The 14601-nt window shown below is 70.7% G+C and carries 9 protein-coding genes, 1 tRNA gene, 1 other RNA gene and 1 pseudogene; 1 reads left to right on the top strand and 11 read right to left on the bottom strand.

All coding sequences use genetic code 11. The annotated features are described in order from the left end of the window. Window positions 1-2 precede the first annotated feature (2 nt). The 8 genes from AB7E03_RS17450 to ffs form a co-directional block, all read right to left on the bottom strand. Window positions 3-2408: a DNA polymerase III subunit gamma and tau gene (locus AB7E03_RS17450; RefSeq protein ID WP_489942589.1), complete on the bottom strand. Its 2406-nt coding sequence runs from the start codon at window positions 2406-2408 to the stop codon at window positions 3-5. Between the two features lie 48 nt (window positions 2409-2456). Then, a complete protein-coding gene (locus tag AB7E03_RS17445) occupies window positions 2457-3692 on the bottom strand; it encodes an acyl-CoA thioesterase/BAAT N-terminal domain-containing protein (protein ID WP_489942588.1) in 1236 nt (411 codons plus the stop codon). Between the two features lie 8 nt (window positions 3693-3700). Beyond that, window positions 3701-4975 carry an acyl-CoA thioesterase/BAAT N-terminal domain-containing protein gene (locus tag AB7E03_RS17440; protein WP_489942587.1) on the bottom strand — a complete coding sequence of 425 codons (1275 nt, stop codon included), beginning with the start codon at window positions 4973-4975 and terminating at the stop codon, window positions 3701-3703. 26 nt (window positions 4976-5001) lie between these two features. Further along, window positions 5002-6354, bottom strand: a complete 1353-nt coding sequence (locus tag AB7E03_RS17435) for an acyl-CoA thioesterase/bile acid-CoA:amino acid N-acyltransferase family protein (protein ID WP_489942586.1) — start codon at window positions 6352-6354, stop codon at window positions 5002-5004. 13 nt (window positions 6355-6367) lie between these two features. After that, window positions 6368-7603 carry an acetate/propionate family kinase gene (locus AB7E03_RS17430; protein ID WP_489942585.1) on the bottom strand — a complete coding sequence of 412 codons (1236 nt, stop codon included), beginning with the start codon at window positions 7601-7603 and terminating at the stop codon, window positions 6368-6370. Next, entirely contained in the window at window positions 7600-9735 is a 2136-nt protein-coding gene (gene pta, locus AB7E03_RS17425) for a phosphate acetyltransferase (protein ID WP_489942584.1), read from the bottom strand. Before pta ends, AB7E03_RS17430 begins: the two co-directional genes overlap by 4 nt. 1 nt (window position 9736) lies before the next feature. Beyond that, on the bottom strand, window positions 9737-11089 hold the full coding sequence (locus tag AB7E03_RS17420) for a DUF1254 domain-containing protein (RefSeq protein WP_489942583.1): 1353 nt from the start codon (window positions 11087-11089) through the stop codon (window positions 9737-9739). Window positions 11090-11202: 113 nt separating this feature from the next. Beyond that, window positions 11203-11299: signal recognition particle sRNA small type (gene ffs / locus AB7E03_RS17415), an RNA gene on the bottom strand. A gap of 103 nt (window positions 11300-11402) precedes the next feature. On the opposite strand from ffs, the gene AB7E03_RS17410 reads away from it, so the two are divergent. Then, window positions 11403-11490, top strand: a tRNA-Ser gene (locus AB7E03_RS17410). A gap of 213 nt (window positions 11491-11703) precedes the next feature. On the opposite strand, the pseudogene AB7E03_RS17405 reads toward AB7E03_RS17410, so the two are convergent. The 3 genes and pseudogenes from AB7E03_RS17405 to AB7E03_RS17395 all read right to left on the bottom strand — a co-directional run. Further along, window positions 11704-11910: pseudogene (locus tag AB7E03_RS17405) on the bottom strand (tyrosine-type recombinase/integrase); the annotation flags it as partial. Between the two features lie 155 nt (window positions 11911-12065). After that, window positions 12066-13685 (bottom strand): outer membrane protein assembly factor BamB family protein, encoded by a 1620-nt coding sequence (locus AB7E03_RS17400; RefSeq protein ID WP_489942582.1) that lies wholly within the window; start codon window positions 13683-13685, stop codon window positions 12066-12068. Further along, window positions 13682-14275: an RNA polymerase sigma factor gene (locus AB7E03_RS17395; protein WP_489942581.1), complete on the bottom strand. Its 594-nt coding sequence runs from the start codon at window positions 14273-14275 to the stop codon at window positions 13682-13684. The genes AB7E03_RS17400 and AB7E03_RS17395 overlap by 4 nt, the downstream gene beginning before the upstream one ends. Window positions 14276-14601: the final 326 nt, after the last annotated feature.

Genomic DNA, 14601 nt, shown 5'->3' with positions numbered 1-14601 from the left:
GGCTACCTCATTCCCGGGGTCGGAGGCGCGGGCTGCTCCTCGATGAAGGTGGCGCCGAGGATCTCGCGCACCACGGCCTCCCCGTAGCGCTGGGGCTGCTGGAAGGTGGGCGTGCGGGAGCCTGCGGCGGGTGTCGCCGTGGGGCGAGACGACCGGGAGCCAGCAGGCTGCGCGGCAGCAGGCTGCGCGGCAGCAGGCTGCGCGGCAGCAGGCTGCGCGGCCGTGGGCTGAGCGGCGGGTGCGGCCACTCGGGCCGGCGCCGCAGGACCGTCACTCCACTCGTCGGACGGCTCCTCCGGAACCGGCGGCTCGAACGGGGGCTCGGTCTCGGGCGGCGGGACGTCGTCGAAGGGCGGCTCGTCGATTGCGGGGGCAGGCGTCGGAGCAGTCCGCTCGACGACCGCCCGAGTGGACTCTGCCGGGCGCTCCATCGTCGCCACCGCGGCGGTCGCGACCTCCGCGGCAGGCTCGGCCGTCGTGGACGGGATGGTCACCGTGGCCCACTCGGTCACCAGCGCGGCTGGGGCACTGACGGAGGTGGTGTCCTCCCCCCGGGTGGCCGGGGTTTCACGTCGGGCCGGCGTCCCAGCGGGCGTCCCCGCCTCGGCGGCCGCTGACGCCGTAGCCGGGGTAGCCGTCGCCGGGGAGGCCGATGGCTCGGCGCCCGGCCAGGTCTCGGCGGTCGGTGCGGTCGGAGCACCGGCCGACGGTCGGGGAGATCCGCCGGACCCGCCGGCCGAGTCGGCGCGGGCGATGAACTTCACGCGGATGCCCAGCACGTCGACGATCGCCTGCCGCAGGTACTCGCTGACCCCCAGCGATCCGCCCGCGTCGGGCTGCCGGAAGCTCTGCACGTCGTTGTCACTCGGGAAGGAGAGCGACAGCACGTCTCCGTTCAACGAGCGCACCTGGGCCGTGAACACGACCATCCAGGCGCTCCGCTTGGCCTTCTGCACGGCGTCGAGGATCTGCGGCCACGCATCCTTGACCTGCTGCGTCGTCACCGGCCCGACCGGGGCGGCGGTCGCGGACGCCTCAGAGGTGGATGCGACCGGCGCCACGGGCTCGTCGGCCGGCGGAGCCACCGGCTCCGGCGAAGGCGCGACCGGCGCTGCGGAAGCGGGCGCGACGGACGGTTCGGCAGACGGAGCAGCCGCCGCGGCAGGCGCGACGGGCTCTCGCTTGGCGGGCGCCGCAGGCGCACGCGGCGGCACGGATACGGCGGGCGCCTCCACGGCATCGCTCACGCCGACCCTGCGCTCCAGCCGCTCCACGCGCGCCAGAGCACCCCGCTCGCTCTCGTCGCTCGACGGCACCAATACGCGGGCGATCATGAGTTCCAGATGGAGGCGCGGTGAGGTGGCGCCCGTCATCTCGGTGAGGGCCGCATTGACGATGTCGGCGGCCCTGCTCAGCTCGGCGGCGCCGAACTTCATGGCCTGCACGCCCATCCGGTCCAGTTCGTCCTGCGGGACTCCGCGAAGCACTGCTGCCGCTCCCTCGACACTCGTGGCGGCGACCACGATGAGGTCGCGCAGGCGTTCGAGGAGGTCTTCGACGAACCGTCGCGGGTCCTGTCCGGTCTGGATGACGCGGTCGACCGCGGCAAAGGCGCCCGCCGCGTCCCGAGCCGAGATGGCGTCGATCACGTCGTCGAGCAGCGCCGCGTGCGTGTACCCGAGGAGAGCGACCGCACGCTCGTACTCGATCGCGTCGCCCTCCGAGCCGGCCATCAGCTGGTCGAGCAGCGACAGCGTGTCGCGCGGCGAACCCCCGCCCGCACGGACCACGAGCGGGAGGACGCCCGGCGCGACCGTCATGCCCTCGCTGTCGCACAGCGACTGCACGTACTCGAGCATCTGGGCAGGAGGCACGAGCCGGAACGGGTAGTGGTGCGTGCGCGAGCGGATCGTGCCGATGACCTTCTCGGGCTCGGTGGTCGCGAAGATGAACTTCACGTGCTCCGGCGGCTCCTCGACGATCTTGAGCAGCGCGTTGAAGCCCTGCGGCGTCACCATGTGCGCCTCGTCGAGGATGAAGATCTTGTACCGATCGCGGGCAGGCGCGAAGATGGCGCGCTCCCGGATGTCGCGCGCGTCGTCGACGCCGTTGTGACTGGCCGCGTCGATCTCGACCACGTCGAGGGAGCCGCTGCCGTCACGGCTCAGCTCGATGCAGCTCGAGCACTTGCCGCACGGGGTGTCGGTGGGGCCCTCCGCGCAGTTCAGGCAGCGGGCCAGGATGCGCGCGGACGTGGTCTTGCCACAGCCGCGAGGACCCGAGAAGAGGTAGGCGTGGTTGACCCGGTTGGTGCGCAGCGCGGTCATCAGCGGATCCGTCACCTGGGACTGGCCGATCATCTCGGCGAAGGTGTCTGGCCGATAGCGGCGATACAGGGCGGTTACCACTTACTCATGCTACTTGTCGCCGCTGACATTCGGTTGGGGGCGGGGTCCTCACGGTCCTCGAACATTCAGTGCCCGTCCGATGGCCGACCACAGGGCCACCCGGGCGTCTTCCGTGGGCTGCGCCTGCGGGCCCGGCGGCAGATCCAGCGGCGTGTACGGCGGGAGGTAGAAGGTGTGCGTCGCACGCGGCGCCCGCACGTACGCGTCGCCGCCGCGCGCCGGTCGGACAGCTGCCGCGGCCTCCAGCCAGCGGCATCCATTGCCCAGCTGCTCGTCCTGACCCGCGCATCCCAGCACCACCGGTCCGGGGATGCGATCGAGCGACAGAACGGCGGCCGGGGTCACCTCCCTGGTGCCGCTCACGCACGGCACCCAGGCCCCGCCGACCGTCACCGCCGGCCCGGGGACGGGCGACGGGCACACGAGCCCCGTCGTGCCCGCCGGCGCGATCGCGCCGTACACCAGCTCGGGATGCGCGACCGCAGTCCAGAGCGCCAGCTGCGCTCCCCGCGAGGTGCCGAACACGAACACCCGTCGCCCGTCAACGCCCGGCTGCGACCGCAGCCAGTTCAGTGCGGCCACGACCCGCTCCCCCGGAAGCGTGCGCACCGGTCCCAGCTGCCCCGCCGAGCCGTAGGTGGAGAGGGCGAGCGCCGGGTATCCCATCGCCGAGAGGGTGGATGCGGCCAGCACCCCGGTCTGCACGTCCGGCTCCGTGCCGTCGAACACCAGGACGGCCGGTCGGAGCGCTCCGACCGCCGACGCCGGCTGGAAGTAGTCGCCGGTGATGCCGTCGTCGAACACCGCCCGCGACGGCGCGACCGACGACAGGCCGATGCGGTGCAGTCGCCTGGCCGCGACCCTCCGGCCGTCCACGATCGCATCCAGGTCGACGGTCACGGTGGCGCCGCCCCACTGCTGCGGCGACGTCGCCTCAGCGCCCTGGTCGCTCCGGAGGGACCAGAACAGCCCCATCCCATCCGCCCCCGCGAAAGGCGCCTCCACCGGCACTTCGCGGTCGAGGTCGACGACGCCGGTGGACGGCACGACATAGACAGCCTGCGAGCTCCACGTGTCCTGCTTCGCGCCCGGCGGCGTCGCCGGCCGTGCGCTCGCGCGCACCGTCACCCTCCCTCCGGGCGGCAGCGACACGAGCCGCAGGTGGACAGGCTCCCACAGCCCGCTCGGCTCCTCGGTCACCTCGATGTGCGGCCCTCCGACGCTCGGCGGCGCGCTGCAGGCAGCGAGCGCGACCAGCACCGCCGCGAGCACCGCTCCCACCACGCTCCGCCTCACGGCCGGATCGCCCCCGTCAGCTTCGCGATGGCGGTCTGCCAGAACGCCACGCGCGCCGCCTCGGTCGCCTGGGCGGTTGCCGGCGGCAGGTCGCTGAGGCCGATCGGGAGCTGCGGCGGCGTGGTGATGTCGTGCCCGGCGCCGTCTGCGTACAGGAAGGCGTCGCCGTCGGCGCGACCGCGCACCTCCTCCCCCGCGCGGGTCCAGTCGCACGCCGTCGGGAGGAGCCGGTCGGCGACGCCGCACGCCAGCACGAGCGGACCCGAGATGCGCTGCAGCGGCAGGATGTCCGTCCCTGCGATCGTGCGCTCCGGGTTGGCGCACGGCAGCGCCCGCCCGTGCTCGATGAGGAGCGGGCTGCCCGCCGCGGACGTGCACTGCAGAGCTGTGGCCCCTGCGGCCGCGAAAGCGCCGTGGATGCGGTATGGGTCGTTGGCGGCGAACCAGAGCGCGAGCGACGAGGCGCGGCCCGTTCCGTAGACGAACACCCTCCCCTCGTCCACCACCGGGAGGGAGGCGAACCAGCTGAGTACGGCGTCGAACGTCTCCACCGAGAGCGCGGCGGAGCCGGGGATCCGACCGGCCGGAACGAACGCGGGCAGCACGAAGACGGGGAACCCGGCGGTGGCGATCATCCGTGCGGCGAAGGCGCCAGAGGCGCCACCGTCGTCGCCGTCGATGATGATGACGCCCGGCCGGAGGTTCACCGGCGTCGGGTTCGAGTCGATCAGCGCGCCGACCCGGGCGGTGGGGGCGAGGCCGGACGCCTCGGGGTCCCCGGTCGCCTGCAGGTCGCTGCCGGTCACATCCCGGGCGACCGTCCCTGTCGCCAGCGGCGCCCGGTGCAGCACGTCGGAGGCGACCAGCCGACCCTGCTGCTCGGCGGAGAACCGGACGTTCATGCCGCGGAACACCCATTGCTCCTCGAGTTGCTGCTGACTCAGCGACGGACCCGTCATGCTCCACAGGAGGCCCGAGCCGTCCGGCTGCGCGTACGGCGCGGCGAGCGGCTCCTCTGTCCACAGCCGCACCCGCCCACTCGGAGGGACGGCGTACACGGCACGGGATGACCACCAGCCGGCAGCCGTATGCGCCCGTGCTGTGAGCACCACGGGCTCACCCGGTTCCAGGCCCGCCACCTGGATGCCGACGGGTTCGGTGATGCCGTCCCCGAAACGGCTCAACACGAACCGGGCGCCTCCCCCGCCGGTCGGCGCGCAGCCGGAGACGAGCAGGGCCAGCATCGCGACGAGCACGGAGGCCCGCAGCATCGGTCGCCCGCCCCTCGACGGCCGGGTCATTCGAGTACCGCCCGCAGGATGGCCCGGCCGACCGCGTTCCAGAACGCGATGCGGGCCTTCTCGGTCGGCTGCCCGCCGGCGGACGGAAGGGCGAGCGGCAGCCCGGGAGGCACCGACACGGGATGCGTGGCGCCCTCCGCATAGATCGTCACGTCGCCGATCCGCGGGCCCCGCGTTGCGGCGAGCGCCCGCTGCCAGGCGCAGGCGTTCGTCAGCACGTCATCCCGGACCCCGCAGGCGAGGACGACCGGACCGGAGACGCCATCGACCGGCGGGATGGAGGACGGCACGACGGTGCCGGCATCAGACAGGCAGGGCAGCCCGGTCGAGTCTTCGAACGCTGGGGCAATCCGAGCGGCGGGGAGGCAGAGCAGCGCGGGGCTGCCCCCGGCGACGAACAGCCCATGGACCAGCGACGGGAAGCGGGTGGCCGCCCAGACGGCGAGCTGCTCGGCGACCCCGGTGCCGTAGACGAAGACGCGATCATGCTCGATGTCCGGGCGCGCCTGGAGCCAGTCGAACACCGCCTGCACCGTGGTGTCCGAGATGATGCCGGTCGAGCGGATGCCGTCGGCGGCAGCTGGCACCGGAACACGCAGCACCGAGGCACCGAACGCGGCGATGAGCGGTGCCGTATAGTCAGCCGACGCCCCCGGCGTCGGATCGTCGAACATCAGCACGGCCGGCACCCGGGGCCTCTCCAGGCTTGCTGCGCTGTAGAAAGTGCCGAGGGGGACGTCCTCGTGCGTCTGCCGGGGCAGCCGCGGGTCGATCGCCGGTCGCAGGTCGCGGGTGTAGATCGTGCGGACGGCCAGGGATGCGGCGAGCCCCGACAGCTCGAACCGCCGCGAGGCGACGACCCGATCGCCCTGCGAGGCTCTCACCGTCACGTGGGTCGTCTCCCGCATCCACTGGCGTGCCGCCGCCGGATCGGGGAGCCGTGGTCCGCGCAGGGACCAGAACAGTCCGGCGGAATCGGGCTCGGTGAAGGGGGCGAACTGTGGCCGAGCGCTCGCCAGGTCGAGCGTTCCGGACGCGGGGACGGTGTAGGTCGCGGCCGACGTCCACGACCCATGGGACGTGGTCAGCTCCGAGGTCAGCCGGAGACGTGCGCCCGGCTCGGCGCCCACCAGCTCCAGCGGCACCGGCCAGAGCACGGCCGAGTAGCGGACCAGTGGCGGCGTCTCGAAGTGGGGTCCCGCGGCCTGCCCGACGGAACTGCACCCCGTAAGTACGGCGGTCGCAAGAAGAAGGGATGCGCTGACAGCCGCCATGAGTCCGGCGAAGGGCGCACGGGCGGGCGGTCGCGGCATCCCGTGCCGTTCGCCTGTGCCGCGCCGTCGCCGCATGGCTCCGCTCCTGTCAGCCTCCGCTGGTCGCCGTGGTTCCTGTCCCGCTGCTTCCAGTGTCGCCCCGGACGGCCTGCAATGACTGCCGGGAGATCTCCAGCTCCTCGTTCGTCGGCACCACCAGCACCGTCACGGCGGAGTCGTCGGCGGAGATGACGCGCGCCTCGCGCGACGAGCCGGCGTTCCGCTCGGGGTCGAGCCGGATGCCGAACACTTCCAGTCCGGTCAGGACCTCGGCGCGCAGCGGCACGCTGTTCTCGCCGACGCCGGCGGTGAAAGTCAGCACATCGAGGCCGCCGAGCGCAGCCGTGTACGCGCCGATGTAGTGCTTCAGGCGGTGGACCGTCACATCCAGCGCCAGCCGGGCGGCCTCGTCGCCGCTGTCCGCCGCCTCGCGCACGTCGCGCATGTCGCCGCGGCCGGAGAGTCCGAGCAGCCCGCTCCGACGGTTCAGCAGCTCGTCGAGGTCGTCGGTGGTGAGGTGCGCCCGCCGGGCGAGGTGGATGAGCACCGCCGGGTCGAGGTCGCCCGAGCGGGTGCCCATCACGAGGCCTTCGAGCGGCGTCATCCCCATCGAGGTGTCGACGGACCGGCCGCCGTCGATCGCGCACGCCGACGCTCCGTTGCCCAGGTGCAGGACGATCTGCCGCAACTCGCCGAGGGGACGGCCGAGGAACGCCGCTGCCGTCTCGGACACGTACTTGTGCGACGTTCCATGGAAGCCGTAGCGGCGGACCCGGTGCCGCTGCGCCAGGTCGGCGTCGATCGCGTACGTGTAGGCGGCCGGCGACAGCGTCTGGTGGAATGCCGTGTCGAAGACGGCGACGTGCGGGACGTCGGGGAACGCCCGCTTCGCCGCACGGATGCCCTCCAGGTTGGCCGGATTGTGCAGCGGCGCCAGGTCGGAGAGGTCCTCGATGTTGATCTCGACGAGCGGCGTGATGATGGTCGGCTCGAAGAAGCGCTTGCCGCCGTGCACCACCCGGTGGCCCACCGCATCCAGAGGGTTCTCGTCGAGGCTCGGCCCTTCGGCGGCGAACGCGTCGAGCATCGCCCGGAACCCCGCCGTGTGGTCCGGGATCTCGAGCGTGCGCTCGGTCGTGCCGTTCGGTCCGCGGTGCTCGGTGCGGCCGCTGGCCTCGCCGATCCGCTCCACCAGGCCCGAGGCGAGCGACTCCTCGGTGTCGCTGTCGATCAGCTGATACTTGAACGACGACGATCCGCTGTTGACGACCAGGACGGCGCTCACGACAAGGCCGCCTGGATCGCCGTGATGGCCACCGTGTTGACGATGTCGTCCACCGTCGCACCGCGGGACAGGTCATTGATCGGCTTGCGCAGTCCCTGCAGCACCGGGCCGATGGCGACGGCGCCGGCGCTGCGCTGCACCGCTTTATACGTGTTGTTGCCGGTGTTGAGGTCCGGGAAGATGAACACGGTCGCGCGCCCGGCCACCTCCGACCCGGGCATCTTGGCCGCGCCCACCGCCGCATCCGCCGCCGCGTCGTACTGGATGGGCCCGGCGACCGCGAGCTCCGGCGCGCGTTCCCGCACGAGCTCCGTGGCGGTCCGCACCTTCTCCACATCCGCGCCTGCGCCCGAGTCGCCGGTCGAGTACGACAGCATGGCGACGCGGGGCTCGATCCCGAACTGGTCGGCCGTCTTCGCCGAGGAGATCGCGATGTCGGCGAGTTGCTCCGACGTCGGGTCCGGGATGACGGCGCAATCCCCGTAGACGAGCACGCGGTCGGCGAGCGCCATCAGGAACACGCTCGACACCACGGAGACCCCGGGCGTCGTCTTGATGATCTCGAAGGCGGGCCGGATGGTGTGGGCCGTCGTGTGGGCGGCGCCCGACACCATCCCATCGGCGAGCCCCAGGTGGACCATCATCGTGCCGAAGTACGACGCGTCGGTGACCGTGTCCGACGCCTGGTCGACCGTGATGCCCTTGTGGGCGCGCAGGCGTGCGTACTCGGTCGCGAACCGCAGCCGCAGCACGTCGTCGAACGGGCTGACCACCTCGGCACCGGACAGGTCGAGGCCCAGCTCGATCGCCCGAGACCGCACCTCGAACGGCTCGCCGAGGATGGTCAGGCGGGCCACCCCGCGCGCGAGCAGCGTGTGCGCGGCGCGCAGGATGCGGTCGTCCTCACCCTCCGGTAGCACGATGTGCTTTTTCGCGGCCCGGGCCCGCTCGATCAGGTCGTACTCGAACATCAGCGGGGTGACCACATCGTGGCGAGACACGTTGAGGCGCGCGAGCAGCGCGGCCGCGTCGACGTGCCGCTCGAACAGCGCGAGGGCCGTGTCGTACTTGCGCTGGGAGTCGGCGGCGAGCCGGCCCCGGGCATGGGTGATGCGGACCACCGTCTCGTAGGTGTCGAGGCCCGTCCGCACGATCGGCAGCGGCGAGCGGAGGCCCGCGAGCAGGCGCTCGATCGGCTCCGGGAGGTCGAAGCCGCCGTTGAGGACGATGCCGGCGATCGACGGGAATGTGCCCGACGCGTTGGCCATGAGCACCGCGAGCAGCACCTCGGTGCGGTCGCCGGGGACGACGACCACCGCGCCATCCACCAGCCGGGGCAGCACGTTGTTCATCGACATCCCGGCGACGACGACGCCGAGCGCCTCCCGTGCCAGCAGCGCCTCCTCGCCCGCAAGCAGGGTCGCCCCGGTCTCCTCCATGATCGAGCGGATGCTCGGGGCGACCAGGAACGGGTCCTCCGGAATCGCCCACACCGGCGGCCGGTCGGAGCTTCCCGCCGCAACGGCGGCGGCACCGACGACCGAGCCGACCGCCGTGACGATCTCGTCCAGCATCCCGCCGTCCGCCCGGTTGGCGACGACCGCGAGCAGGCTCGCGTGCTCGGCCCGCAGCTCGGCGACGGCGATCTCGGCGAGCTGACGCAGCTCCTCGGCCGAGCGCGGGTCCGCCTGGCCGAGCCGTTCGCCGAAACCCTGGCCGATCCGTCCGCCGAGCACCAGCAGCACCGGCGCTCCGAGGTTCGCGGCGATGCGGGCGTTGTAACCGAGTTCGGTGGGGCTGCCCACGTCCGTGTAGTCGGAGCCGAGGATCACGACGGTGTCGCAGCGCGCCTCCACTGCCCGGAACCGCCGCACGATCTCGCCGAGCGCGATGTCGGCATCCGCGTGGACGTCCTCGTAGGTGACGCCCAGGGCCTCCTCGTAGGTGATGCCCGCGGTGTTCCGCTGTAGCAGAAGCTCGAGCACGTAGTCGCGCTCGTCCGTCGACCGCGCGATCGGACGGAACACGCCGACGCGACCGACCGAGTGCCGCAGCGACTCCAGCACGCCAAGGGCGATGGTCGACTTGCCCGTGTGCCCCTCGGCGGAGGTGATGTAGATGGAGCGCGCCACGTCAGGCGATCCGCTCGATCGCCGGGATCGCGTACTGCCCGTCCAGCACGTCGTCGCCAGGCAGGTACAGCCTCAGGACGGGGCGGAAACCGCCGGCGGGCGCCGGAAGCCAGTTGGCCGCCGCCTTCTCGTCGTCAGGTCGGGTGGCGCTCATCGTGATGGTCAGTCCTCCGTCGTCGTCGTACACGAGCCCGCGGGTCCGGTCGCCCACCGAGTACCGGTCGATGGGATTGCGGACCAGGTAATAGCGCGGAAGGTCGTACATGGTCAGCGACCAGAACGCCTTCACCGGCGGCGTCGGGCTCAGCCGCAGCCGGTAGGTGTGCTCGCCGTTCAGGGGCTGGCCGTCCGCATCCTCGTAGGTCATGAAGTAGGCGGCCTCATACGCGTGGTTGCCCCACAGCCCGCCGAGCGCAGCGGCCGCGCGCTGGGCGTACCGGGTTCGCGGCTCGCTCAGCTTCCACTCGGGGGCGTCGATCGCGCCGAGCTCGAAGAAGTCGAGGTTGTAGTCGAACACGTGCAGGTTGACCAGCCAGTGGTCGACCAGCGCGCCGGAGGTGCGGAGGGCGGATTCGAGCGCCTCCTTGCCGAGCGTGTACCCGGCGACGAGCGCCTCGCGGACACCCTCCGGTTGCTCGGCGATCGTGTACGGGCTGACGAGGCCGAGCGGAGCATACGACTCGAGCGCCGCCCGGTCGCGTTCCGCGGGCGGGAACGCCTGCGACCACACACGCAGCTTCTCGAAGAAGTCGAGCGCCTCGCCCTCACTGGGGCCGACGGCGGGGACCCCCTCCGGCGAAGCTGCGTCCGCAGTCAGGGGCGTCAGGGTGAGCGCATCCTGCAGAGCCCGCACCGCGGGAAGATCGTCGGCGCCGTCAACGGCCCAGCGGCCCACGATGGTGGCGACGCGGGTCGGGAAGCGGATGGTGCGCACCGCCGCATCCGCGTCGACGTCTGTGCCGGTGTCGCCCTCGCTGTCGGCGTCGGGCGGGAGCAGCAGGAACTCGGCCGCTGCTCCCCCGGTCGCTCGCGTCCCGAGGTACGCGAAGTTGTTGCTCCACGCGTCGACGAACTGCAGGACGTAGTAGCGCTCGCCCGCCTCCGGCACGCTCAGCCGCACCGGTCCCCCGCCGAGGTCGACCTGGGCGATCGAATAGACGGTGTCGTTGTTGATGGACACGAACTCGTCGTCCGGGCCGGCTAGCTCACGCGCATGCCCGAAGGTGTTGAACGGCGTCGGAGCGATCGCACCGACCCCGTCCTCGGCGAAGCGCACCACCTGCTCCAGGTCGAACACCAGGGGAAACCCGACGACGTACGCCTCAGTGGCCAGTTCGGTCAGTTGCTCGGACACTGCGACACCCGTCCATCCGTGATCCAGGGAAGGCTGGAATCATTCTACAAGACGTAGAAGACCCGGCGTTGCTGGCCACAATATACGCGGTGCGGATGACGCAGGGCTGGACATGACAAGACTCCCCACGCACCCGCCAGAGCCCGGTTACCCTTGCTGCGTTTCCGCCCTGGGGGAGTTGGCCTGGATGGCGCCACGTGGGGAGCCGGAAACCAGTGTAGCGGGTGCGGCCGGGAGGTGGGTGCGCTCGGGCCCCCCGAGGATCAAGTAGGATACTGTGAGCCGCCGGCCGCGACAGCGGAAGGCGAGCCCAGGAGAATTCGCCTAGTGGCCTATGGCGCACGCTTGGAAAGCGTGTTGGGTGCAAGCCCTCGGGGGTTCGAATCCCCCATTCTCCGCCAGTTTCTTCTTCCGGCAATTGCGCCGCGATCCCAGTGGTTGCGGGGAAGTTCGGCGCTCCAGGGTTCATTTAGTCGTCGCTGCGCCCACACTTTGCCCACATTTTTCTGACGGCCTCCGGCATCTAGGCGCATCGCAACCGCATCCAGGTGATCATCGAAGAGGTCTGCATAGGTATCCAGCGTCATCGCTGCGGACTTGTGTCCGAGCATCCGTTGGACAGCTTTCACGTTCGCTCCTGAACTGACGGCGAGGCTCGCGGCGGTATGGCGGAGGTCGTGCGGTGTGAGCCGCTCCAGGCCCGCTTGGGTGCGAGCGTTCAGGAACCAGGACCGCCTGTTGTTGCTGGCGCTGGGACGCCTCAGGAAGCCGCCGAAGCGGTCCGCGAATAGCAGATCGTCGGGCTCCTTCCGTTCGCACAAGCGCGCTAGGGGTTCAGCGAGAACCCTTCACTTACATGTCGTGCTTCCGCGCCCGCGTTGGCAGGAACGTCGCCGGCTGCCGACCCTGGCTCGTTCCGGCGCTGAGAACAACACGCGGCTCGGCTTGCAGTCGTCGGCTCCTGATCCGCAGCGTCTTAGCCCACCGCTGTCAGCTGGTCGCGGTTGAAGCGCACGAGGTAGCCGCCCGCGAAGCACCATGAGCCGGGATCGGCGGCGGTCGAGCTCCAGAGCTTCGTGCCGTGCTGTCGGTCATACGCCGAGAGGTCACCACTTGGTGCGTTCGTGAATACGTATGTGTTGTCTGGGCCGAATAACAGCCCCGACCCGCTCGGCACGTCCGGCAGCGGCTGAGGTGCTCCCGTCGACGCCGCGAAGGTACACGTCTTAGTGACGTCGTGGACGACGATGACGGCGTCGTGCTCGGTGTCCAGGTAGACAGTGGCAGAAGGCGAGGAGCCGCCGAACCGTGCGGTCAGCCCGCATCGTGTAGCGGGAGCGGCCCAGCGTGTCACCCCAGAGCCGGCGTCGACGATGCTGAGCTCGGAGATGGACACGACAGCGATGAGATCCGTTGCGCCGGGGTGGCTGACTTCTGCGCCGGGGACACCAGTCAAGGAATGGACGACTGACACGTCGGAGTCCGATGAGATCTGCCGGGTCCACGTCGTCGCTCCGGAACGGTCGAGACCGTTGAGTTCCGCGGGCTGTCCCGAACCGTCGTACCGCGACACCACCGCCGGATGGGCCCCGGTGCTGAGGAGGGCAGTTTCGCTCCATCCGGGGTCCAACCGTCCGGTCTGGAGGTCGATACGCGCGGACTCATACGGGCTCCCGTCGGGACCGGGCGCCTTCAAAGCGATGCTGACGGGAAGGAAATCCGTGTCTCCGACCATCGGGAATACCGACGCGGACTTGCCGGGGATGTCCGTCGACCACCGAGGATGTTGCGCGTCGCGGGGGTCCACCCGGACGATCGAGCTCGGAGTCGTCATGACGATGTCGCCCGAATCGCCCGGGACGGCCTGCGCGTTGAGCAGGATGTCGGCCTTCTCGCCGGCGAAGGCCGCCAGAGTCCGACCGGTGGCAAGGTCGATGACGTCGTGCGGTCCGCCTCCCAACGCTTGGTCAACGACGAGGATCCGTCCGGACGTGCCGAGCACCAAGACGCCGACGTCGTACAGTGGCGCAGCGTGCCAGGACCATTCGCGTGTCCAGAGGGCGGTGCCCTGTCGCGTGTCGACGAGGGACACGGAGACGTGCTGCAGGTCATCGTTGCAATCCGGGCTGCCGTCGCCGACGACATGAGCCCCGAGCTGAACAAGAGCGAGGCCGTCGGCGATGTCGTAGACGTGGCGCTGCTCGCAGGACCGTCCCGTACCGGGGAGGTCCAGCGACCACGGCGCCGCTCCCAATTCGCTGACGTCATGCCGCTGGATCGGTGTGGTCTGAACTGCGAGGGGCCGACTAGACGGTGTCGACGTGGGCGTCGGCGTTGGCGTCGGGGCCGGCGTGGAGGTGATGCTCGGTGTCGGAGCCGGCGCGGGCGCGGGCTCCGACGGTCCGAAGTGCAGGGCGCCGCTGAGTGCCAGGGCGGCGGTTCCCCCCGCGAGGAGGACGGCCGCTGCGACGAGACCGCCGACGAGAGCGAAACGGGTGCGCGTCGGTCGCGCCGGCGCTTTGGCGACGGTCTCGTGGAGGATGTCGCGGAGGATGGCGCTGCGCGCCGGATCGAAGACGGGGCCGGTGGCGGTCATTCTGCACCTCCTTCGAAGGCGGGCTGGATAGGTTCGGAGGCGAGCGTGAGATCGCCGAGGCGGCGTTTGGCGCGGGAGAGCCGGGACTTGATCGTCCCGACGGGAACGCCGAGGGTGCGTGCCGCTTCGGCGAGCGGAAGCTCCTCCAGCACGCAGAGCGTGATCACGTTCTGATCGGCGGTCGACAGGCTGGCGAACGCGTCCCGAACGCGTCGGTCCCGTTCCTTGTTGTCGAGGTGGTCCGCGACGCCGTCGGCGTGGTCAGGCTCGAGACCGGGTTCGGACATGCGGGCGAGCGCCCTGCGGTGACGGCGGCGACCGCGTTCGAGGTTGTGCACGGTGTTGTTCGTGGTGACCAGCAGCCAGGCGATGATCGAGCCGTCGACAACGCGGACGGCGTCGCGGCGACGCCAGGCCTCCAGGAAGACCACGGCAGTGACGTCCTCTGCGTCGTGCGGCTGACGGACTAGTCGCAGCGCGTGACCGAAGACGCGGTCGCGATGCTTGTCGAACAGGGACGTGAACGCGTCAGGATCCCCGTCTCGCGCCAGGGACCAGGCGTCCGCCTCGTCCGATCCAACGTTGCTCATATCCCCTAGTGTCCGATCGGCCGGAAAGGTTCCAACATGTACCAGTCCGTCCTGCCCAGCCCGTCTCCAAGCTCAGTTTGGTTCGCGGGACTCTGCAAAGTGAGGGGCTCCACCGGCCGAAGAGTCTGGCGATCTTTAGCGCTGCTGGCGCACACCCCTCTGGTTGCGAGATGGCAGCGGCGACAAGCGGCAAGTGATCACGTGAATGGTGACGCCAACGGTGCGTGTTGCAGACGGCCGATGAAGTCCGTGCCCACACTTTGCCCACATTTTTCTGAAATCGCACGCGATCGCTGTCATCACAAAGCTCTCTAAATGCCCGGAAC

The organism is Leifsonia sp. RCC_180 (genome assembly GCF_058138205.1).
The sequence above is the reverse complement of the archived record's forward strand: the minus strand, read 5'-3'. Positions and strand labels throughout refer to the sequence as shown.